Genomic DNA, 21,909 nt, shown 5'->3' with positions numbered 1-21,909 from the left:
TAGAAAAATTATTATTGAAGTTAGAAGCAATGTTTACATCTTGATCTGGTAATACCTATTTCCAGGTAAAAGCAGAAAATCCCGGTGTTATGGAATTGTCATACCAGGTCCAGCTACTTCAAAGAGTCCATGTATTCCGGATCGGTCTTGTTAATAGTTTTATCCTTTTATAACCAAAAACTTTAAACCAAAATGGCAAAAAAAATCTCAGATATTGAAGGAATTGGCCCAAAGTACGCCGCCAAACTTCAAAAAGCTGGTGTTCGGTCAGTGCCCGGATTACTGAAATTGTGCTGTAACAAAAAAGGCAGAAAGGCTGTGGCAGAGCAGTCGGGCATCGATGCCTCCCAGCTACTCAAGTGGGCCAATATGGCGGATCTTTTCAGGATTAAAGGCGTGGGAAGCGAATATTCGGAGCTATTGGAAGCTTCCGGTGTAGATACCATTAAGGAACTTAGAAACAGAAACGCTGAAAACCTGCATGCTAAAATGGTCGAAGTGAACACCAAGAAAAAACTGGTCAGACAACTCCCTTCAGCCAAGCAGGTTTCTGATTTTGTGGCCCAGGCCAAGAATCTGGAACCCATGATCACACACTGACATTTACCTAAAACCTTTGGAGATATTCCTCATAAAGGCGGCCGATTCTTAACAGGCCGCTTTTTTTATGCCTATCTTCGTCAATGAGCTTTTCTATGGCTAATTTAACAGTTATCCATCTTGCTTTGCCTACAAGGAAAACAGGTGATAGCACCACACCTGAACAATGCCATGGATCCAAAGTTTTAAAATATGACCCGATTGATTAACTTTATTTCAGTCATTATACAAGCTTATTAAAAACAATTCGTACGACTAACATCCAATGCCTCTCACCATGATTAAAAACTATTTCACCACCGCCATCCGGAATTTCCTGCCACATAAATCATTTACTTTTCTCAATGCAATGGGATTATCCTCAGGTTTAGCCGCAACATTAAAGTATGAGTAACCAAATGAACATGTATCCGGAACCAACGGTAGGGGCAATTATTGTAAACCCCTCAAACAAAATTCTTTTGTGCAAGTCCAGGAAATGGAATGATAAGTTTGTGATTCCCGGTGGGCACATCGAGCGGGGTGAAAAAATGGAAGACGCTTTGAGGCGGGAGGTCAAGGAAGAAACCGGTTTGGATATCTATGACATTGAACTTATTAGTTTACAAGAGAGCATCTTTAGCAAAACCTTTCAACAAGAAAAGCATTTCATTTTTATTGATTTCATTTGCAGAACAGGCTCTTCTGATGTTATCCTGAACGATGAGGCCGATGAGTATATCTGGGCAGGAATCGATGAAATCATGAATTTGGATTTGGGAGGGTATACAAGGCAGTTTTTTACGGAATACATTCGTGAAAACTCCCCGCATCAAAAGCACATATTTTACCAGTACGTACGGGAAGGTTAGGGCATGTTAATATAGCCTGGGTTAGCCTCAGACCGGCGAGTGAGAAAAAATGTTTCAATTTTTTGCGTCCACAGGCGCTTATCTCCGTCTGATAAAATAGGTAAAGCTGAATATTATTATGGAAAACATCTATCATGTCTGGAAAAGTGTATACCAGAAGCTTGAATACATGCTGGCAGCCAACATCCGGGACAAAGAGACAAGGAAAGACTTACTGCACGATATTTTCCTGAAAATCCATTCAGGAATCCATACTTTGAATTCATCGGAAAAGCTGCTTCCATGGGTTCGCCGGATAACCAAAAACGTCATTGCCGACTACTACCGGTCGGCGGTGAAGCATGTGGTTGTCCCTGAGGTACCCGATGTACCCTCCGAGGATCAGGACTATTTCAATGATCGGTTCATTGACTGCATAATGCCCATGATTGATCAGCTGGATGTCAAATACAAAGAGGCTGTTATACTTAGCGAATTAAACGGTGTTAAACAAAAAGAACTTGCCGGTATGCTTGACATTTCTTTTTCGGGCGCAAAATCCAGGGTTCAGCGAGGACGAAAGAAGCTGAAGGAAATGATTCTTCAATGCTGTGAAATCGAAGCAGACATATACGGCAATATCCTCGATTATTCGAAAAGAAGCAGTTGTTGCCATCCTCGCTAACCTGGCAAAAAACCATACATTCCGTTATTTTGCGTCCTTTTCAAACTCCGTCCGTCCTGTTAGTAGCATCAAAAATTTAAAGTCATGAGTAATTCAATAAAAGAAATCATTAAAGAGACCTATACCAGGACCCTGGATCAGGATGGTGGTTGCGGATATGAATCGGGTTGCTGTGGAACCGGAAGTCCGGATGCCGGAAATTTTGCAGAAGACTATAGCCAGCTAGCGGGTTATATCCCGGAGGCTGACTATGGTTTAGGGTGTGGTCTTCCAACGGAATCAGCCCTCATGAGGGCGGGAGATACGGTACTTGACCTGGGTTCCGGTGCTGGCAATGACGTTTTTGTGGCAAGGAGAACGGTAGGTGATAACGGCCGGGTAATAGGCATAGACATGACCACGGCAATGATTGAAAAAGCCAATAGTAACAAAGCAAAGCTCGGTTACAAAAACGTCGAATTCATTCTCGGTGATATAGAAGAAATGCCGGTTGCATCGGATGAAATTGATGTGGTGATAAGTAACTGCGTCCTTAACCTGGTCAATGATAAGGCCAAAACTTATAAGGAAATCCACCGGGTGCTAAAACCCCAGGGCCGGTTCAGCATATCCGATATCGTTGTAAGCGGGCCGCTTACAAAAGAAATAGCAGCCGCTGTGGCCTTGTATGCCGGCTGCATTTCGGGGGCCATGGTAAAGGAAAACTACCTTGAAACCATACGGCAGGCAGGTTTTAAAGACATTCATATAGTCAAAGAAAAATCCATCTCCCTGCCCGATGACTTTCTCTTAAACCATTTATCAAAAGACGCGTTGATCGAATTTCGTGAAAGCGGCGTCCAGGTTTTAAGTGTAACCATCACCGGAACGAAATAGCGCAACAGCGCAAAGTAACGGCAACCGTATTTTTCTATTGCAATTCATCTTCGATATTACCGCAGGTCAACATTTCGTCACCGAAGTAGGGGTTGAGAATTTCGTCAGAATTGCTGAGCCAATAGGCGCCTTCAAAATCAAAGGCCATGGGACAGAATTGACGGAATGCTTTTAACCCCTTAACCTTGAATTTGACTAAGGTACGGTAGAGTTGATCACTTAAGAGAGACAACGCTGTTCTCGATTTTGCCAGGTCTGTTTCTCCCACAAGGGTTTCGGTTGATGATTGAAGGACTGCGAGATCTTTCATCCAGGTTGTATGTGCTTCACCTTTAACCAGGTTCATATCTGCTTTTTTAATAACATCCACTAACACGCGGGCCTTTTGACCCGCTTTTTTTACATCACTTTCAATCAACGCGTCTTTTACCGGAAGATAGGTCTCAAAAATATTTTTTAGCTGATCCCTGAATGTCTGACTGACATCAAATGATTCCACAGCAACCTCTGCTTCCGGATTCATCATACTTATTTTACCCTGCAACTGCGCCGCCGCATCTATTTTGAAAACACCATTGACGGCTATATCTTCACCTTCGGCTAACCCTGCCTGTACCACATAATGCTCCCCGGCATCTGTACCTAGTTGAATTTCCCGGAATTGAAAGGTTGGCTGATCATAGCCTGGTTGCCTGACATATACTATCGCCCGCTTTCCCGTCCACAGCACCGAGGATTTGGGAATCATCAGCGCTTGGCCACCCTCTTTGAGGTGCGCGTGTACAATACCTTCGGCAAACATTTCAGGTTTTAACTGACCGTTCCGGTTATTAACTTCGGCCCTTATGGAAACCGTGCGGGTTTGATGGTTTACCAGGGGATTGATAAAAGAAACTGTGCTTTGAAACTGTTTGCCAGGAACAGCAGGTACATAAAAAGACAGGGAATCTCCGATGGATATCCAGGGCAAATCACTTTCATATGCCTCAAAAAGTACCCATAAATGGTTCAGGTCGGCAATTTCAAACATGATTTTACCTTCCATAATGTGCTCTCCTACTGAAATATTCTTGGTATGTATCGTTCCGGAATGATGAGCATAGACTTCAAAATAGTATTCGGGTTCAGCCCTTTTGATAATATTATCGATCTGATCGTTGGTAAGCTCCCAAAGCTTAAGCTTCTGAATGGCCGCCTCATAAAATGCAGGATTCGAATTTTTGAGCTTCAGTGCTTCAAAAAGTTCCTTTTGGGCGGTGACCAAATCCGGTGAATACAACGTGGCAAGTTTCTGGCCTTTTCTGATGTACTGTCCGGTAAAATCGGCATACAACTTTTCTACCCGACCGTCAAAATGTGCAGTCACTGAAGACAGTCTTCTTTCATCAGCACTGATAACTCCCTGCAATCTAATCTCCCTGGCCACTACTCCCCGCGATACCCTGGTAGTTTGAATGTTCGCCAATTGCACCGCCGCTTCGGTCATCTGTACCTCATTCTTCCCCACTTCCTCATGCAACGATAACACCGGCACCAAATCCATCCCGCATAGGGGACAATCACCCGGCCCACTTTCCCTGATCTGAGGGTGCATCGAGCATGTCCAAACTTTTTGATGAGAAGATGAGGGGGTGAGAGTAGGAGGAGATGAAGAGGGTTGGTGGGATGAGTCGAGTAGAAAACCTATAACAACACCCGTTACAATAAGGCCCAAGTAAAGTCCCGTTTTTTTCAGATTTATATTTTTCATGATCTTAATCTTTTACACGTCGTAATAATTATTTCAGTATTCTAATAATCGATTCCATGCGATCCAACACCTCCTATCATTCCAATATTCCACCATTCCAATTACCCCCACCAACTAAAATTGTCCATTTTCAACTGTCAATTGTCAATTATCAATCATCCTCACCCCTTCCCATCAAATAATCAACCTCATATACTGCGTTATTAGCGTCCACCCTTGCCTTTTCCAATTCCAACTGATAGGAAAGAAGCCTTCGCTCCATTCTCAATACATCCGCAAAATCCGTTTTGCCTGTTACAAACTCTGTTTGAAGCAGTGACAGAGATTGTTCAGCCAATTCATATAATTTCTGATATAAACTCCGCCTCCTCGCAGCATCCAAATGGTCCCTGATCAACGTTTCCAATTTGGTGATAAGCCTGTCTGACTTTTCTTCTATCTGGTATTGAAGACTTTCCTTACGCAATTCTTCCCGATTTTTGAGCGCTTCATATTTTTTGCGGTAAAGCGGAATATTTAATCCCGCCTGCGGAAAAAGCAATGCGTCCTGTCCGTTGCCTGGAATACCCGCCTCGGGACGCTCACCGATATTTATATAACTCATTCCCAACGTAAATGAAGGTTTGCCTGTAAGGTCTGCAACCTCCATCTTTTTATCCTGGGCGGCCAGTTGACTTTGCAGTTGCCGGAGCTGCAGGTTCCGCGAAACTATACTGTCATACAGGGTCTGCTTTGCTTCTTTCAGGGTTTCTTCCCAAAGAACTTCCGGAAAAGCAGGGGGTTGGTCAAGCTGATAATTCAACAGGTTTTCAAACTGTATGAGCAGGGCCTGTTTGCTATCATTGAGCAAAGCGAGCCTGTTTTGCAACTCCTCATAATCCATTTCTACCCTTAGAACATTGACAAATCCGGTTTTGCCACTCTCAAAATTCACCCTCGCCAATTCCTTAAATGAATTCAGCAGGGCTAAGTTTTCTTCTGTCAGCAAAATGGACTTATGGATAAAATACAATTCCGAATAAGTAATTTTGACCTCCTTGAAAAGCGCAAGTTTTTGATCTTCGAAATTTTTAAGCCTGGATTCGGCCAGTCGGGTGGCTACTTCGCCTCTGGCTTTGAGGGTTCCAAACCAGGGAAAAGCCTGGCTTACAGCAATACTGGCCCGTTGGGGACCTACGCGGGTTTCAACAGGCTGTGCAAACAAACTGAAAGTCAGTTGCGGATCAGGCAAGGCCCTTGCCTGGGGAATTTGCTCCATTGCCGCAAGGTACTGGTTAAATTCGGCCTTTAATCCCGGATTATTCTCGGCAGCAATAACAAGGTACTTGTTCAGGTTTTCCTGACCATACGTGGCAACTCCCAACAGGGACAGCCCCAGGAATACAATCTTAATTTTCATCATTTTTCTTTTTTATCTGAAACTCCTGCCACATACAATAAAGCACCGGAACAATAAAAACCGTAATGACCTGAAAAAGCATGCCTCCAAACGTAGGTATGGCCATAGGCACCATGATATCCGATCCTTTGCCGGTGGAAGTAAATATGGGCAACAACGCAATGATGGTTGTGGCCGTTGTCATCATAGCGGGCCTTATTCTTAACAGTCCCGCGTGCAGGACAGCTTTTCTGATCTTTTCGATATTATCTGGTTTTTCTTTATCAAATGTCTGCTTTAAATAGGTGGCCATCAATACGCCATTATCAGAAGCCACCCCGAAAAGTGCGATAAAACCCACCCATACCGCCACGCTCAGGTTTATCTTGTTCACCTGGAATAAATCACGGAGGCCTTCTCCAAAAACCCGGATGTTTAAAAACCAATCCTGGCCGTATAACCAGATCAGTATAAAGCCTCCGGCAAAAGCTACAAAGACACCGGAGAATACCATCAATGTGGGCTGAAGCCTGCCAAACTGAAAATACAGGATAAGAAGAATGATCAGCAGACACACCGGAATAAGAATCGAGAGTCGCTCAGTGGCGCGTAGTTGGTTCTTATAATTACCGGTAAATTCGTAGCTGACCCCTTGGGGTATAGTCAGGGAACCTTCACTGATTTTGTTATCCAATAATTCCATGGCATTTTCAACTACATCCACTTCGGCAAAACCTTCCATTTTATCCAGGATAACATAGCTGACCAGAAAGGTATTTTCACTTCTAATGTTTTGTGGCCCCCTGACGTACTGAATTCGCGCCAGGTTTCCAAGCGGTACCTGAACACCCGACGGCGTTGGAATGAGTATGTCACTCAGGTCATCGGGATTATCACGTAATTCCCTCGCGTACCTTACCCTTACAGGGTAGCGTTCACGGCCCTCCACAGTGGATGTCAATTGACTGCCTCCAATAGCGACCCTCAGATACATTTGCATATCTTCGATACGCAATCCATACCGGGCAATAGCATTTCTGTCAATATTAATCTCGAGATATGGTTTGCCAACGACACGGTCAGCAAAAACCGAAGAAGCTTCTACGCCGGGAACCTGCTTCAGGAGTTCTTCCATTTGCAGGCCCACTGCCTCCAGTGTCTGAAGATCGGGCCCAAAAATTTTCATGCCTATCGGTGCGCGCATTCCTGTGGAAAGCATGATCAAACGGGTGGCTATGGGCTGAAGTTTGGGTGCGGCTGTCAGACCCGGAATGCTGGTAGTCCTGGCGATTTCGTCCCATACATCATCAGGAGACCGAATGTGTTTTCTCCACTGACGGAAATATTTTCCGCCGGGATCTTTGATCAACAAACCGGTGTCAAACCTGCCCAGGTCGCCGGTTTCGGGATTAAAGGTCAACCCGTTTTTTAATTCATACTCATCGTTGTCATTTACTTTAAAGCGGATACGGTGACCATCTTCGTCCAGTATGTATTCAGACTTATAGTTGACGGTATTTTCAAACATTGAAATCGGAGCCGGATCCAATGCGGAATTTACCCTTCCCCATTTGCCAACAGTCAGTTCCACTTCCGGAATGGCTGTTACACGCTGGTCAAGCAACCGAATGGTTTCTATATTTTCTTCTATACCTGAATGCGGCATGTTGCTGGGCATCAGCAGAAAAGACCCCTCGTCGAGTGAAGGCATGAATTCCCTCCCTACCCCGGGAAAAGCAGCCTCCATGCTTGTCCAAAAACCTGTCTCCCTGAGTTTCGCAGCCTTACCAACAAAACCAAATACATTGTCAAATCCTCGCCATGACAATATGCCAAATAGTACAATAAGTATCGGAACACTTAAAAACTGCCATTTATGCCTCAGGCACCAGTTGAGAATGTTGGCATAATACTTTACAACACCTATTAAAATCACCAGGACCCATAAAATTACCATTCCCACTAAAAAAAAGTTAGCGAATAGGGAATGCCCTGCCCCCAAAGGCAGCCAGGTTCCGGTGAGTAAATAAAGCACTGCAGCACACAGGATGCCGATATTGAAATACTTCGGGGCTTTTTCCCATGTTGCCGGCCAGCGATCTTGCAACAGATTGTTTAATGCGATGGCGATTAATGCGATGCCTGCCCAAAACACAAAAAATAGCAATACAATGCCAAACGCTCCGGCCAGGACATTTAAACTATTACGCAACCGGCTTTTTTCAAAATCCAGTGAAAAAAGCGAATGGGCAAAGGCCGGAATAATCACAATACCAAAAAACAAGGCAGCCAGCAAGGCAAAAGTTTTGGTAAACGCCAACGGACCAAATAACTTTCCCTCCTGGGCTTGCAAAGCAAATACCGGCAGGAAGCTAACCACGGTTGTCGCCAGGGCGGTGATCACTGCTGAGGCTACTTCCGCTGTGGCAGTATATATTACTTTCAGTTTTTCATCAGCGGTCTTGCTTTTGTTTTGCGGCATTTGCAGATGCCGGATAATGTTTTCCGTAAAAACGACCCCTACATCAACCATTACCCCAATAGCGATGGCTATTCCAGACAAAGCCACAATGTTAGCAGCAACACCAAAGTAACGCATGGCTATAAATGTAATCAACACACCAACCGGAAGAAGACTGGAAATCATCACTGAGGCCCGAAGGTTAAGCACCAGAATGACAACGACAATCACACTTATCAGGATTTCAAGTGTCAGTGCTTCCTCCAAAGTGCCGAGGGTTTCGTTGATTAATCCTGCGCGATCGTAAAAAGGCACAATAGTTACCTTAGAAACCGTACCGTCAGCAAGGGTTTTAGCGGGCAGGCCTGGCGAGATTTCTTTAATTTTAGCCTTCACATACTGAATGACTTCCAAAGGATTTGAGCCGTAGCGTGCCACTACCACCGCCCCTACCGCTTCAGCACCGGCTTTATCCAAACCACCCCTGCGCGCCGCAGGACCCAGGTGAACTTTTGCCACATCCTTAACCCGGACAGGAATATTATTCCTGGCAATGACTACTGCCTCTTCCAGATCATTAATGTTCCTGATATATCCAAGGCCTCGTACCAGGTACTCCGCCTTGTTAAACTCTATGGTGCGCGCGCCTACATCCAGGTTGCTCTTTTTAACGGCATCCATGATTTGGGCGACATTCACACGATAACTTTTCATAGCTATAGGGTCAATATCCACCTGGTATTCCTTCACATAACCTCCAATAGAGGCCACCTCAGAAACACCTCCGGCCGAAGAAAGGCCGTATTTTACATAATAGTCCTGAATAGAACGCAGTTCCTGAGGATCCCAGCCCCCGGCCGGACGACCATCCAAATCCCTGCCTTCCAAAGTATACCAAAATACCTGACCCAGGGCAGTAGCATCAGGGCCCAGGGACGGTTGCACGCTGACCGGCAGGGTGCCTGCCGGCAATGAGTTAAGCTTTTCAAGAATTCTCGACCGGCTCCAGTAAAACGCTACATCTTCCTCAAAAATGAGATATATGCTGGACAGCCCGAAAATTGAGTTGCTGCGAATCGTTTTTACGCCGGGAATTCCAAGAAGGGCCGTTGTAAGTGGATAGGTAATCTGATCTTCAATATCCTGCGGAGATCGCCCGGTCCATTCTGTAAAAACTATTTGTTGATTCTCTCCGATATCGGGAATGGCATCCACCGGCACAGGATCCCTGGGAATCCACCTCATCTCCCAGTTAAAAGGAGCTACTGCCAGGCCCCAAATTATCAATGATACCGTTAAAAGAACGGTAATAAGTTTATTCTCTAAGAAAAATTTTATAATACCAATAAGCATAACATCCTATCATTTGATGATAAACAGATGATTTCCGGGTACAATTACCCCTGTACTGCACAAGGCAGCATCGTAATGTTATGACTTAAAGAAGAAATGATTGAATCAGGACCGTGATGTCCGGATCAATCGAGGGAGGCTTGTAATTTAAGCAGGAAGAATAGGCTTTGACAAATGAAAAGAGATCAAAATCGATGACAAGGTAGGTGATAGCTGCTAAGAGGTACCATTGAGGTACCAGACTGATGCCGGAAACAGCTTTGTTTAAATCGGTCACCTTAAACTCCACCTCAACGTCTTCACAGCATTTCATAGCACAGGCCATAGCTTGCCCGTCCGTTTTGATTTTGTCAATACAGGACTTGGCCTTCTGAAAAACCGCTATGTTTTCCAGCTCGCCCATGCAATAATGTTTGTGAAGTGTTACACCACTGGTTGTCAGCAATAATAACAGCGCAAGGAAGACGTTCAATATTTTTGCAAAAACTTTCATCAATAGGCCCAAAGATACAAAAAAATGTCTTTAATAGTAAGATTACCAGCTTAGAGACCTGCTTAAATGTTGCTTACCGCTGATACAATCATAGACATATATCCGGCAGATCATTAACTTTTGCAAGTATACGTGATAATTCCGTTGCATGACTTACATAATTTTTGAAAAAAGTTATATGATTTTAGCCGATAATCCCGTCCAACGGTTTTCGAAGATTCAAACGCTGCTTTTTAAAGGCAGTGGGTGACATACCCGTGGTCTTTTTAAATTGATTAGATAAGTGCTGCACGCTGCTGTAGTTAAGCTTATCGGCAATCTGGCTTAAGCTTAATTCGTCATAAATCAACAGCTCTTTCACTTTTTCTAATCGTTGCAAAATCGTATACTTTTCTATGGTAATTCCCTCTACCGATGAAAAAAGACTACTCAAAAAGCTGTAATCTCTTCCGATCTGTTCTTCCAGATAGACGGAATAATTGATTTTTACAGGTCCGGAATCCCTGTGAATAATAGCTATCAATAAATTTTTAACACGTTCGATGATCCGGCTGTTTTTATCTTCAAGCAAGTCAAAACCCCGGTCCCGAAGCATTTCCCCAATATTAGCCAGTTCATCTGACGATAGATCGCTGTCTACCTCCACCTCACCCAAACGAACCGTTTTGGCCCTATGACCCGTTTCCCTAAACAACCCGGTTACCGCTTCAATACAGCGGTTGCAAACCATGTTTTTTATGTATAACTTCATAATTAAATCTTCTACAACGAATTTAACGATTTCAATGAATAGTCGGTTAGGTTATTCGGGACCGTTTATCAGCACCTTGCTGCCGGTTAAAACAAGAACATACATTAAAAGCACCGAACAATTAGTCAATTCAACGGTTTTTCAAGTAAAAGATATAAATGGCTATGTTTTCACTATTTAAAAAAGATCCCATCAAAAAGCTAAATAAGCAATATGAGAAAATGATGTTGGAAGCAAGGGATATTCAACGCACCGGTGACCTCAAGCTGTATGCAAAAAAGATTGCCGCAGCGGAGGAAGTGGCAAAAAAGATTAATGAATTAAAAACAAACAAGCGCTAGTGGAATAACATATAATATGCCGCAACCCATTTCCATCTTTTGGTTCCGTCGTGATCTGAGACTTGAAGATAATACGGCACTGATGGCGGCCTTGTCGGGTGAATATCCGGTATTGCCCATATTCATTTTTGACAGGAATATTTTGGATGATTTAAAAAGTAAATCCGATCCAAGGGTAACTTTTATCCATGATGTGCTTCAAAACCTGCATTCGCAGCTTCAAAAAAAGGGTTGTGGACTACAAACTTATTATGGCAAACCCATTGAAGTGTGGAAAAGGATTGTACAGGCGTATAATGTAAAAGTCATTTATGCTAATCGTGATTATGAACCCTACGCCAGGGAAAGGGACAAGGCAGTCTACATGTTTTTGAAGGAACGGAACATTGGCTTCATCAGTAAAAAGGATCATGTCATCTTTGAAAAAAATGAAGTAATAAAGGATGATGGTGAAGCTTACAAGGTTTACACACCCTACAGCAAAAGATGGAAAAGTCTGTTCAATACCAAACCCCCGGAATGCTATCCCAACGCTCCAGAGACTAATAATTGGTTGCCGGTAACCGCTCCGGAAGTTATTCCACTATCAAAAATGGGATTCCGGCGAAGTTCAATGGCGATACCTTCAGGGAAAATTCCGGAAGAAATCATCAAGGATTATGATCAAAAGCGGGATATACCCGCCATAAAAGGCACCTCGCGGCTTGGCATTCACCTGAGATTTGGCACTATCAGCATCAGGCAACTGGTGCGTAGCGCCAGCGTATGGAACGAAAAATATTTAAACGAATTGATCTGGCGTGATTTCTATCAAATGATTTTGTGGCATTTTCCCCATGTAGTCAATGAAAATTTTAACAAAAAATATGACGGCATTCAATGGCGAAATAACCGGGAGGAATTTAACAGGTGGTGTGAGGGAAAGACCGGATACCCGATCGTAGATGCAGGCATGAGGGAATTGAATGCTACAGGGTTCATGCATAACCGGGTTCGTATGATTACGGCCAGCTTTCTCACCAAACATTTGTTGATTGACTGGCGTTGGGGGGAAGCTTATTTTGCAGAAAAGCTGCTCGACTATGAGTTGGCATCCAATAACGGAGGCTGGCAATGGGCTGCCGGAACCGGGGTAGATGCCGCCCCTTACTTCCGGATATTCAACCCGGATACACAAACCCGGAAGTTTGACGAACAACATCATTACATCAAAAAATGGGTACCTGAATACCAGGGCTTTTCCTATCCTGATCCTGTAGTAGACCACAAATCCGCTAGGGAAAGGGCACTGAAAGTTTATAAAGAAGCATTGGAAAAAACAGCAAAGATATCCAATTAAGTCACGGCAATGGCAAAAATACTTCTTACAGGTGCCACCGGTTATATTGGCAAAAGATTATTGCCACTGCTATTGAATAAGGGACATAGCGTGGTTTGCCTGGTGAGAGACCAACGGCGCTTTGATTTTGATAATCTGACCGGTCAGGCGCTGGAAAATCTGGACATCATTGAATGCGACCTCTCCAGGCCGGCAACACTGGAAAAGTTACCTCTCTCTATTGACGCGGCCTACTATATGGTGCATTCCCTTGACACGAAGGATAAAGGTTTCGGCGAACTCGAAAACCAGACGGCAGAAAATTTCATTCGCTACGCCGACAAATCCAATGCACGCCAGATTATCTATTTAAGTGGTATTGCTAATGATAAGAATCTCTCGGAACACCTCAGTTCCAGACAAAATGTTGAAGTGATCCTGAGCAGCCGTGATATTCCGGTCACCGTACTTAGAGCGGCGATTATTATTGGCTCAGGGAGTGCATCTTTTGAAATCATAAGGGATTTGGTTGAAAAGCTTCCCATTATGATTGCCCCAAAGTGGTTGCATACCAAATGTCAACCCATTGCCATTAGAAATGTGTTGGAGTACCTGCATCAGGTGTTATTAAATGCCGGCACCTTTGGAAAGACCTTCGATATCGGGGGACCTGACATCCTCAGTTATAAAGAAATGTTGTTGGGATATGCCAAAGTGAGAGGATTGCGAAGGTGGATTATATCAGTGCCGGTGCTGTCACCGCGGCTGTCTTCATTGTGGTTATATTTTGTTACTTCCACCTCATACATGCTTGCCCGTAATCTGGTGGATAGCATGAAAAATGAAGTGATATGTCAAAACGCCAACATCCGGGATATATCGCCCACTGATCTTATCACATACAGGGAGGCTTTGCAACTTGCCTTCGTCAAAATCAACCAAAATGACATTATCTCCAGTTGGAAAGATGCGTTGTATAACAAGAACCTGGATCAGAATTTTTTGAATCATAGTGAGGTTCCCGTGCACGGTTGCCTGTTGGATAAAAGAGCGTATCAATTCAGCCGCGACCCGGAAAGTGTATTACAAAATATCTGGGAAATCGGAGGAGACCGCGGATGGTATTATGGCAATTTTCTTTGGAAAATCAGAGGCTATCTTGACAAGCTGGCAGGTGGTGTGGGGCTTAGAAGAGGAAGGAGAAGTCCGGTAGATTTAAAGCCAGGTGACGCACTGGATTTTTGGAGAGTGCTCATTGCGGATAAAATAAACAAACGTTTGCTATTGTATGCGGAGATGAAATTACCAGGAGAAGCCTGGCTGGAGTTCAGGATAAAGAAAAAAGGAAACACCCATATTCTATTGCAAAACGCTACATTCAGGCCCCTTGGATTATGGGGGCGTATTTATTGGTATGGCGTATTACCCTTTCATGGCTTCATTTTTCGCGGAATGGCCAGGAGGCTCATTGAATATAAAGGGCAATAGACTCGGGCGCCTCTATTTCAACTTAGCCGCAAACACTTGTTCCATTTTCTGAACTTTGGGACCGATGACTACCGAACAATAGGGTTGGGTAGGATTATTATTAAAATAATTCCGGTGGTAATCTTCCGCTTCAAAAAATTCTGGCAATCCGCTGATTTCGGTAACAATAGGATCATCGAAAACTTCCGACTCATCCAGTTTCGATTTGTAATATTCAGCCAGTTTTTTTTGGGCTTCATTATGATAAAATACAACAGAGCGGTACTGCGTTCCAACATCCCCACCCTGCCGGTTTAAAGTTGTGGGATCATGCGTTTTCCAAAAAACTTCAAGTAACTCTTCGTAGGTGATGATACCCGGGTCATAGGTAATTTGTGCCACCTCTGCATGACCGGTAAGACCACTACATACCTCCTTGTAGGTAGGGTTGTTTACTGTTCCGCCCGCATAACCCGATACTACGGATTTTACGCCGTTTAACCGTTGAAATACTGCTTCTACACACCAAAAACAACCTGCGCCAAATGTTGCCTGTTCCATATTGATTTGTGTTAACTTCACCTATTAACGCAGGGTAGGCATAAAGGTTTGAAATAGTTTTACCGGTGAGGTGGCCAGCCAATTATAACCATTTCACATCCAGAAAAAGTAAGGCGATCATAGTGAGTACGATAAAATAAGGCAACGCCATTTTCATCATTCTGAAATAGGACAATGAAATCCTGATGGCTATGTTATTGGTGAGTAAAAACAGCAGTGCCGCCTGGCCGTTAGGTGTGGCAATTGAAGGAATATTAGTACCAATGTTAATGGCCATAGCCACGTCTTCCAACTGACTTTTGTCACCTGCCAGCATTTCCACGGCTTGTTTAATGTACACCGATGCCACAAATACATTATCGCTCATCACCGACAAAGAGGCCGATGCAATAAAAAAGAAATAGGTCTGCCCCATACCCTGGTAAGACCTGGCCTCGGCAATGATAGGGGCAAAAAGGTGATTGTGTTCAATCATGGCAACAATGACAAAAAATATAATCAACAGCGATAAAAAAGGAGTGCCTTCTTTAAAGGCTTCACCAATTGAGTGTTCTGATTGGATCCCCATGGTGGCCGAGAGGATCACAATGACAGAAAGGCCGATAAAACCCACTTCAGCCAGATGAAATGCCAACGCGGCTATTAGCCATATCGCGCAAATGGCTTGCATAATAATGCCCCATTTTTTATAGCCAGACATTTTTTCTTCCATTTCCCTGGCATTCTGATCAAGTATTTTTCTCACCTGGGCAGGCAACTTATAACCATATCCGCTGATGCTATGGAATTCAATATAAGCTGTGGTAAGCAGGCCAAAAAATATGACCGGTATGGTTACATTAGCCATCTTTATAAAAAAGTCTGCAAATGACCAACCCATTTCCGAAGCAATCAATAGATTTTGCGGCTCTCCTACCATCGTAGCAACACCCCCAAGGGCCGTACCAATCACACCATGCATGAGCAGATTTCTCAGAAATCCATTGAAATTCTCCAAATCATCACGCGCCACCACCCTTTTTTCAGGAATCGATTTGGTGCCGGGTACCCTTTCTTCGATGCTGGTTGCATTATAAATCCGGTAAAAAGTAGTTACCACAGCAATCATTACCGCAGTCACAGTCAGGGCATCCAGCCAGGCTGAGAGCACCGCTCCCATCAGGGCAAAAACCAGTGAAAGCAATACCTTTGATTTGATTGCGATTAATATTTTGGTAAAGATATAGGTGAGCAGGTCTTTCATAAAATATATGCCCGCCACCATAAAAAGCAATAGCAGAATTACCTGTAAATTGTTTTCAACCTCATGGTACACCTCGTGGGGGGAAGTCAACCCCAGAGCCACCACTTCAATGGCCAACAACCCGCCGGGCAGCAGGGGGTAACACTTGAGGGCCATCATAAGGATAAATATAAATTGGAATAGAATCAGCCAACCGGTATAACCAGGGCCAAGAAAAAACAACACTACCGGATTGATCACAAGAAAGCCCAACATCACTTGCTTATACCAAACGGGGCTTCCTCCCAGAAAATGCTTAAAAAAAGTATTGATATTTTTCATCCTTCGAGTCCATTATTTACCGAATCCCTGCTTTTACTTTATTACAACATTAAAAGATTGGCCGCAGCCCGGTTACAGCCAACGAAGATAGAAAAGATGAGAATGGCAATTAATGAAAACTTGAATCGAAATTGTGAAATGTAAGAATGCCGCTAAATTTGACCCGTTTACCACCGGGGACAACGTTATGAAAGCTTTCTTTTCACGTCCTCGATAATCAACTCAGCATGGACCCTTGAATTTTCAATAAACCATTTGTTTGTTTTCAGGCCTCCGCAGATTACACCTGCCAGATAAACATTTTCGACATTGGTTTCGTTGGTTTCTTCATTGTACAGCGGCGTTTGATTCTCGTCGTTTTGGAGCTGTATACCAATCGATTGCAGAAATTCAAAGTTCGGCCGGTAGCCGGTCATGGCCAAAACAAAGTCATTGGGAATGGTTATTATTCCTTCGGGAGACCGGATATCGATTTGGTCTTCCCTGATGCTGGTTATACTGGCGTTGAAATAGGCTTTGATAGAACCTTCCCTGATCCGATTCTCCACATCGGGTTTTACCCAATATTTTACACTGTCACTAATTTTTTCTTCCCTGATTACCATGGTGACATGAGCACCTTTCCTGTAAGTTTCGAGTGCCACGTCAATGGCTGAATTAGCGGCACCCACAACTGCGAGGTTTTGGGCGAAATAGGGGTGTGGCTCATCATAATAGTGTTTTACTTTAGGCAACTCTTCCCCTTCAACGTGCATAAGATAGGGCAAGTCATAAAAACCCGTGGCAATAATGATCACCATGGCGTCATAGGAACCTTTGGCAGTTGTTATTTTGTATAGATCATTATGGCGATTGACCTTTTGGACCTCTTCATATAATTTTAAGTTCAACTCCCATGAGGAGGCTACCCGTCGATAATATTCCAATGCTTCCATGCGATTGGGTTTTGCACCGTGTGATATGAAGGGCACATCACCGATCTCCAGTTTTTCGGAAGTGGAAAAGAAAGTCATGTTAAATGGATAATGATAAAGTGAGTTGACCAGACAGCCTTTATCAATGATCACATAACTTAATCCCGCCTTTTTGGCTTCGATGCCACATGCCAGCCCAATAGGGCCTGCACCAATTATCATCACATCATAGTATGCTGATTCTGCCATAATCGTTTCAGTGTTACGATCACAAAGGTAAAAAGACAACCTATGATTTTTAAATTTCAGTCCATGATTTTCCATTCATATAAAAAATTCCACCACTAAAACGATAGTATGAAACAATCGGTAAATTTTTATTAAATTGCCCACCTCAAAAGTTTAGCGGGTATGAAAAAACCAATTTTATTAATTATTGGCGTAATAGTAGCTTTGATCACAGGTTATGTGGCTTATTCCCTTACGACTTCCAAAAGGCACAGTCCTCCCGGAGTCGCCAGTTACGAAAACGACGGTCTGTCTATAAGTATTTACTACAGTCGTCCTTTTAAAAAGGGGCGCTTATTATTCGGCCAGCCAGGCACGACTGCATTGGAGGTTTATGGAGAGCCATGGCGAACAGGAGCCAACGAAGCGACACAAATTAAGACTAACAAAGACCTGCTTTTTCAGGAGGAAGTACTTAAAGCCGGAGAATATTCCATCTACACCATTCCAGGGGAAAATGATTGGACCATTGCTTTTAATTCCAAGCTGAATTACTGGGGCGCCAGCGTTTCGGGAAATCCATTCGACCCGGCACTGGATGTGCTAAGAGTCACGGTACCGAGAAAGAAAAACAACGACATCGTAGAGCAGTTCACCATAGGTTTTGCCGATCAGGATGGTAAAACTAACATCTTGCTGTTATGGGACCATATCAGGATCGAGGTTCCTTTTGAACCCAAGGGATAAATCCGGGAATTTGTTTTCCCGGTCTATTTAACCGACATCTCCTTTTCACTCATCTCCGCTTCTTTTATTGCCTGTAGCAATACGGATAGTCGGCTTTTTCGGAAAAAAGGTATCACGGTTTGTATCCCGATCAGGTGACTATTATTTGATGGGATTTGTTGTTATCTTGCATATTAGTTTCCTTTAACATATGCAAACGACAGAAATCAAAAGATTATTTGACATTTTGCAATTCCAGGCGGAAAACCAGCCTATCGACGATGCCCTGGCCAGCAAAGTGAATGGTGAATGGGTTAAATACAGCAGTAAGGATTTGCAAAACATTGCCAACAAGGTAAGTCTGGGTTTAATGAGAATGGGTATTGGTAAGGACGATAAGGTAGCCATTATCTCGAACAACAGGCCGGAATGGAATTTTATCGACTTTGGGCTCCAGCAGATCGGTGCAGTCAGTGTTCCTATGTACCCAACCATTACGGTGCAGGATTTTGAATTTATTTTTAACGACTCGGGGGTAAAACTGGTATTCGTGGCCGACTATGACCTTTATCGAAAGGCGAAAATCGCAGCCCGTGAAGCCCCCGGTGTTAAGGATATTTATACTTTCGATTTGATAGATGGTGCAAAACATTGGTCAGAGGTTAAAAAAAATGGAGAAGGGGGAGACATGCAGAAATTGCAGGCCCTGAAAAATCAGGTAACCTATGAAGATTTGGTTACTTTGATTTATACTTCCGGAACAACCGGCTTACCTAAAGGGGTTATGCTTAGCCATGGTAACATTATTTCCAATACCATTGCCGTTTCTAATATATCACCCTTGAAAAGAAAAAATTACCGGGCTTTAAGTTTTTTACCTATTTGCCACATTTTTGAGCGAACCGGTGTCTATTACTATATATATGACAGTGTTTCCATTTATTATGCCGAAAGCCTCGATGCCATCGGTGACAATCTCAGGGAAATCAGGCCGCATACTTTTACCACTGTGCCCCGTTTACTGGAAAAAATCTATGATAAAATACTGGCCAAAGCGTATGAGCTAAAGGGTATTAAAAGAAGGTTATTCTTTTGGGCATTAAATCTTGGTCTGAGGTATGACCCGAATGAAAGTTTTGGCTGGTGGTACGATTTTCAATTAAACCTTGCTAACAAAATCATTTTCAACAAATGGCGTGAGGCTTTGGGAGGTAACATCATGTACATAACCTCCGGGGCGGCGGCATTGCAGCCCCGTTTGGCCAGGGTTTTCTGGGCGGCAGGCATCAAAGTGCTCGAGGCCTATGGAGCTACGGAAACCTCACCCGGCGTTTCATTCTCCAGAATAGATGACCTGAGAATTGGTTGCGTTGGTCCTTTACTGGAAAACATTCAGGTCAAAATCGCTGAAGATGGTGAAATTTTGGTAAAAGGCCCCAACGTCATGAAGGGTTATTACAAAAGGCCGGATCTGACCGCTCAGGCAATTGTGGATGGCTGGTATCATACCGGGGATGTGGGTGAAATGGTCGAAAACAAATACCTCAAAATAACAGATCGAAAGAAAGAAATATTTAAAACTTCCGGAGGAAAATATATTGCTCCCCAGGTGCTGGAGAATAAATTTAAGGAGTCTGTAATTATTGAGCAGATTATGGTTGTCGGGGAAGGGGAAAAGTTTCCCGGGGCGCTGATTGTCCCCAATTTTGAAGGACTCAAAGAGTGGTGCCAAATCCGGAACATTCAATACACTTCTAATGAAGAAATGTTAGATCACGAAATGATAATCGAAAAATTCCAGATGGAAGTCGATTTACACAATGCCCATTTTGCGCAATATGAAAAAGTGAAAAAGTTTGAGTTGATTCATACATCCTGGAGTTTGGAAACCGGAGAACTGACGCCCACAATGAAATTGAAAAGACGGGTTATTCTCGAAAAGTATCAGGAACTGGTTGAGTACATTTATCAATAATAACTTTTGAAATCACTTAACGAAAACCTCTGTGTCTCTTTGTGTCTTGGTGCCTACGTGGTGAAAAAAGAATAAAAATTATCTTTCATCGGTAAAGTATATATATTTCCGGGTCTCTTTTCTATATTTTTACAGAAGCAAACTTCCAAAGCCAATCCCCTGTTTTAAAAATAGATATTTTATATTGAAATGATCAGGAAAACTTTATTCTTTGTGCTTATCACCGTGGTCCCCTTTTGGTACGGATGCTCACCAAAGCTCGAAATGGATCCCGGCAATCTGCCTGAAGACTGGAAGAGCAAAAACATTCCCCCCAGCCAACAATCGGGGCCAGGAGATCCTGAAAGGGGTTTTGCCTACATGAAGTCGGGGGAATATATCGCCAGCGGCGTACCCTGGGAAATGATGAAAAAAAAGGTCAATAAGAGAAGGGACAGCCTCACCGAAATCGAAGTGGAGCCCGGATATTTTTTAAACTATAAAATAAGCTTGTTCAAAGCGCCGAATGGTGAAAAAGTTGTGTCCGGCAATTGTTTTACCTGTCATGGAACCACGTTTAACGGAAAGTTACATTACGGTTTGGGAGATACTTTCTACGATTTTACCAAAAGCCAGAAAGCGCCAGCCCATATTCTGAACACATTGGTAAAACTGAAATACAACAAAAAGAAACCTGAAAGAGCAGCATTTGAAGACTTTGGGAATTATTATAAAGCGCTGGCGCCTAAAATCACTACGCCGGTTTTTGGTGTGAATCCGGCCTTTCGCCTGGCAGAAGCCTGTGTGCAACATCGCAATCCTGTCGATCTTACCTATGAGAAAGCCGATAGATTTGAAATGATGAAGTATACGATGGCTACTGATGTTCCACCCCTTTGGAATGTGAAAAAAAAGAACGCTCTGTATTACAATGCTATGGGACGTGGTGATTTTACCAAATTACTGATGCAGTCTGTCTTACTCGGCCTGCCTGACAGCACTATGGCCAGGAAGGTTCAACAAGAATTTATACATGTTTTGGCATGGCTGGAATCCCTTGAGCCTCCCAGGTACCCCAAAACCATCAATCGGCCCCTGTCGTTAAAAGGCAAAGTTTTATTTGAAAAACATTGTAAAGATTGCCATGGCACTTACGGTGAAAATGAAAGTTACCCAAACAAAGTAATTGCCTTGCCCGTCATCAAAACCGATCCATGGTATGCCTGGTATGCCAAGGACTACGGGGGATTTAACAAGTGGTACAATCAAAGCTGGTTTGCGGTTTCAGCGCCTTTCTCTAAAAATGTTCCCCTGGAGGGATACATTGCCCCTCCGCTGGATGGTATATGGGCCAGCGCACCCTATTTGCACAATGGGTCGGTACCCACTTTAAATGCGCTGTTGAATAGTAATGAAAGACCCGAATTCTGGCAAAGAAGTGGTAAAACGGATGATTACGATTTCGAAAATCTGGGATGGCGTTTTAAATCGAAGAAAAACGCAGCGGGTAAATTTGTTTATGACACAACTTTGCCGGGTTACGGTAATCAAGGACACACCTACGGCGACAAGTTTGACGATGAGGAGCGTAAAGCCTTGATAGAATATCTTAAAACACTGTAATAACCATCAAAAAATTTCTCCTGGCGGATCAATCAA

General features: G+C 43.4%; 18 protein-coding genes. 10 read left to right on the top strand and 8 right to left on the bottom strand.

All coding sequences use genetic code 11. The features are described 5' to 3' along the window. Positions 1-192: 192 nt before the first annotated feature. The 4 genes from AC04NP_RS17350 to arsM all read left to right on the top strand — a co-directional run bounded on the left by AC04NP_RS17350 (position 193) and on the right by arsM (position 2,991). Complete coding sequence (locus AC04NP_RS17350) at positions 193-600, top strand: DUF4332 domain-containing protein (RefSeq protein ID WP_482861118.1); 408 nt, start codon at positions 193-195, stop codon at positions 598-600. 386 nt (positions 601-986) lie between these two features. After that, complete coding sequence (locus AC04NP_RS17345; protein ID WP_482861117.1) at positions 987-1,451, top strand: NUDIX domain-containing protein; 465 nt, start codon at positions 987-989, stop codon at positions 1,449-1,451. 118 nt (positions 1,452-1,569) lie between these two features. After that, complete coding sequence (locus AC04NP_RS17340; protein ID WP_482861116.1) at positions 1,570-2,115, top strand: sigma-70 family RNA polymerase sigma factor; 546 nt, start codon at positions 1,570-1,572, stop codon at positions 2,113-2,115. Between the two features lie 84 nt (positions 2,116-2,199). Beyond that, complete coding sequence (gene arsM, locus AC04NP_RS17335; protein WP_482861115.1) at positions 2,200-2,991, top strand: arsenite methyltransferase; 792 nt, start codon at positions 2,200-2,202, stop codon at positions 2,989-2,991. Positions 2,992-3,025: 34 nt separating this feature from the next. On the opposite strand, the gene AC04NP_RS17330 is transcribed toward arsM, so the two are convergent. From AC04NP_RS17330 to AC04NP_RS17310, 5 genes are all read right to left on the bottom strand, one after another. Next, on the bottom strand, positions 3,026-4,741 hold the full coding sequence (locus tag AC04NP_RS17330) for an efflux RND transporter periplasmic adaptor subunit (RefSeq protein ID WP_482861114.1): 1,716 nt from the start codon (positions 4,739-4,741) through the stop codon (positions 3,026-3,028). A 151-nt stretch (positions 4,742-4,892) separates the two neighbouring features. Continuing rightward, positions 4,893-6,143, bottom strand: a complete 1,251-nt coding sequence (locus tag AC04NP_RS17325; protein ID WP_482861112.1) for a TolC family protein — start codon at positions 6,141-6,143, stop codon at positions 4,893-4,895. After that, a complete protein-coding gene (locus AC04NP_RS17320; RefSeq protein ID WP_482861111.1) occupies positions 6,130-9,933 on the bottom strand; it encodes an efflux RND transporter permease subunit in 3,804 nt (1,267 codons plus the stop codon). Before AC04NP_RS17320 ends, AC04NP_RS17325 begins: the two co-directional genes overlap by 14 nt. A gap of 85 nt (positions 9,934-10,018) precedes the next feature. Beyond that, a complete protein-coding gene (locus tag AC04NP_RS17315) occupies positions 10,019-10,426 on the bottom strand; it encodes an HYC_CC_PP family protein (protein WP_482861110.1) in 408 nt (135 codons plus the stop codon). Positions 10,427-10,610: 184 nt separating this feature from the next. Continuing rightward, entirely contained in the window at positions 10,611-11,177 is a 567-nt protein-coding gene (locus AC04NP_RS17310) for a helix-turn-helix domain-containing protein (RefSeq protein ID WP_482861109.1), read from the bottom strand. 164 nt (positions 11,178-11,341) lie between these two features. Between AC04NP_RS17310 and AC04NP_RS17305 the strand changes: the two genes are divergently transcribed. The 3 genes from AC04NP_RS17305 to AC04NP_RS17295 are packed head-to-tail and all read left to right on the top strand — an operon-like array spanning position 11,342 to position 14,324. Next, positions 11,342-11,518: a DUF6435 family protein gene (locus AC04NP_RS17305; RefSeq protein WP_482861108.1), complete on the top strand. Its 177-nt coding sequence runs from the start codon at positions 11,342-11,344 to the stop codon at positions 11,516-11,518. 16 nt (positions 11,519-11,534) lie between these two features. Beyond that, on the top strand, positions 11,535-12,857 hold the full coding sequence (locus AC04NP_RS17300; protein ID WP_482861105.1) for a cryptochrome/photolyase family protein: 1,323 nt from the start codon (positions 11,535-11,537) through the stop codon (positions 12,855-12,857). A gap of 9 nt (positions 12,858-12,866) precedes the next feature. Beyond that, a complete protein-coding gene (locus AC04NP_RS17295) occupies positions 12,867-14,324 on the top strand; it encodes an SDR family oxidoreductase (protein ID WP_482861104.1) in 1,458 nt (485 codons plus the stop codon). A gap of 12 nt (positions 14,325-14,336) precedes the next feature. Here AC04NP_RS17295 and msrA read toward each other — a convergent pair whose 3' ends face one another. The 3 genes from msrA to AC04NP_RS17280 form a co-directional block, all read right to left on the bottom strand. Then, positions 14,337-14,864 carry a peptide-methionine (S)-S-oxide reductase MsrA gene (gene msrA, locus AC04NP_RS17290; protein ID WP_482861103.1) on the bottom strand — a complete coding sequence of 176 codons (528 nt, stop codon included), beginning with the start codon at positions 14,862-14,864 and terminating at the stop codon, positions 14,337-14,339. Between the two features lie 82 nt (positions 14,865-14,946). Then, positions 14,947-16,428 (bottom strand): SLC13 family permease, encoded by a 1,482-nt coding sequence (locus AC04NP_RS17285; RefSeq protein ID WP_482861102.1) that lies wholly within the window; start codon positions 16,426-16,428, stop codon positions 14,947-14,949. 185 nt (positions 16,429-16,613) lie between these two features. Beyond that, on the bottom strand, positions 16,614-17,591 hold the full coding sequence (locus AC04NP_RS17280; RefSeq protein WP_482861101.1) for a YpdA family putative bacillithiol disulfide reductase: 978 nt from the start codon (positions 17,589-17,591) through the stop codon (positions 16,614-16,616). 162 nt (positions 17,592-17,753) lie between these two features. On the opposite strand from AC04NP_RS17280, the gene AC04NP_RS17275 reads away from it, so the two are divergent. From AC04NP_RS17275 to AC04NP_RS17265, 3 genes are all read left to right on the top strand, one after another. After that, positions 17,754-18,317, top strand: a complete 564-nt coding sequence (locus AC04NP_RS17275; RefSeq protein ID WP_482861100.1) for a DUF2911 domain-containing protein — start codon at positions 17,754-17,756, stop codon at positions 18,315-18,317. A gap of 190 nt (positions 18,318-18,507) precedes the next feature. Then, positions 18,508-20,271: an AMP-dependent synthetase/ligase gene (locus AC04NP_RS17270; RefSeq protein WP_482861098.1), complete on the top strand. Its 1,764-nt coding sequence runs from the start codon at positions 18,508-18,510 to the stop codon at positions 20,269-20,271. Between the two features lie 189 nt (positions 20,272-20,460). Further along, a complete protein-coding gene (locus tag AC04NP_RS17265) occupies positions 20,461-21,873 on the top strand; it encodes a c-type cytochrome (RefSeq protein WP_482861097.1) in 1,413 nt (470 codons plus the stop codon). Positions 21,874-21,909 lie beyond the last annotated feature (36 nt).

This window comes from Agaribacillus sp. DX54 (assembly GCF_056858335.1).
This window is presented reverse-complemented; position numbering and strand designations above follow the sequence as displayed.

Coding starts and splice junctions, on each gene's coding strand:
- AC04NP_RS17350 (WP_482861118.1), top strand. CDS start 193: ATGGCAAAAAAAATCTCAGATATTGAAGGAATTGGCCCAAAGTACGCC.
- AC04NP_RS17345 (WP_482861117.1), top strand. CDS start 987: ATGAGTAACCAAATGAACATGTATCCGGAACCAACGGTAGGGGCAATT.
- AC04NP_RS17340 (WP_482861116.1), top strand. CDS start 1,570: ATGGAAAACATCTATCATGTCTGGAAAAGTGTATACCAGAAGCTTGAA.
- arsM (WP_482861115.1), top strand. CDS start 2,200: ATGAGTAATTCAATAAAAGAAATCATTAAAGAGACCTATACCAGGACC.
- AC04NP_RS17330 (WP_482861114.1), bottom strand. CDS start 4,741: ATGAAAAATATAAATCTGAAAAAAACGGGACTTTACTTGGGCCTTATT.
- AC04NP_RS17325 (WP_482861112.1), bottom strand. CDS start 6,143: ATGATGAAAATTAAGATTGTATTCCTGGGGCTGTCCCTGTTGGGAGTT.
- AC04NP_RS17320 (WP_482861111.1), bottom strand. CDS start 9,933: ATGCTTATTGGTATTATAAAATTTTTCTTAGAGAATAAACTTATTACC.
- AC04NP_RS17315 (WP_482861110.1), bottom strand. CDS start 10,426: ATGAAAGTTTTTGCAAAAATATTGAACGTCTTCCTTGCGCTGTTATTA.
- AC04NP_RS17310 (WP_482861109.1), bottom strand. CDS start 11,177: ATGAAGTTATACATAAAAAACATGGTTTGCAACCGCTGTATTGAAGCG.
- AC04NP_RS17305 (WP_482861108.1), top strand. CDS start 11,342: ATGTTTTCACTATTTAAAAAAGATCCCATCAAAAAGCTAAATAAGCAA.
- AC04NP_RS17300 (WP_482861105.1), top strand. CDS start 11,535: ATGCCGCAACCCATTTCCATCTTTTGGTTCCGTCGTGATCTGAGACTT.
- AC04NP_RS17295 (WP_482861104.1), top strand. CDS start 12,867: ATGGCAAAAATACTTCTTACAGGTGCCACCGGTTATATTGGCAAAAGA.
- msrA (WP_482861103.1), bottom strand. CDS start 14,864: ATGGAACAGGCAACATTTGGCGCAGGTTGTTTTTGGTGTGTAGAAGCA.
- AC04NP_RS17285 (WP_482861102.1), bottom strand. CDS start 16,428: ATGAAAAATATCAATACTTTTTTTAAGCATTTTCTGGGAGGAAGCCCC.
- AC04NP_RS17280 (WP_482861101.1), bottom strand. CDS start 17,591: ATGGCAGAATCAGCATACTATGATGTGATGATAATTGGTGCAGGCCCT.
- AC04NP_RS17275 (WP_482861100.1), top strand. CDS start 17,754: ATGAAAAAACCAATTTTATTAATTATTGGCGTAATAGTAGCTTTGATC.
- AC04NP_RS17270 (WP_482861098.1), top strand. CDS start 18,508: ATGCAAACGACAGAAATCAAAAGATTATTTGACATTTTGCAATTCCAG.
- AC04NP_RS17265 (WP_482861097.1), top strand. CDS start 20,461: ATGATCAGGAAAACTTTATTCTTTGTGCTTATCACCGTGGTCCCCTTT.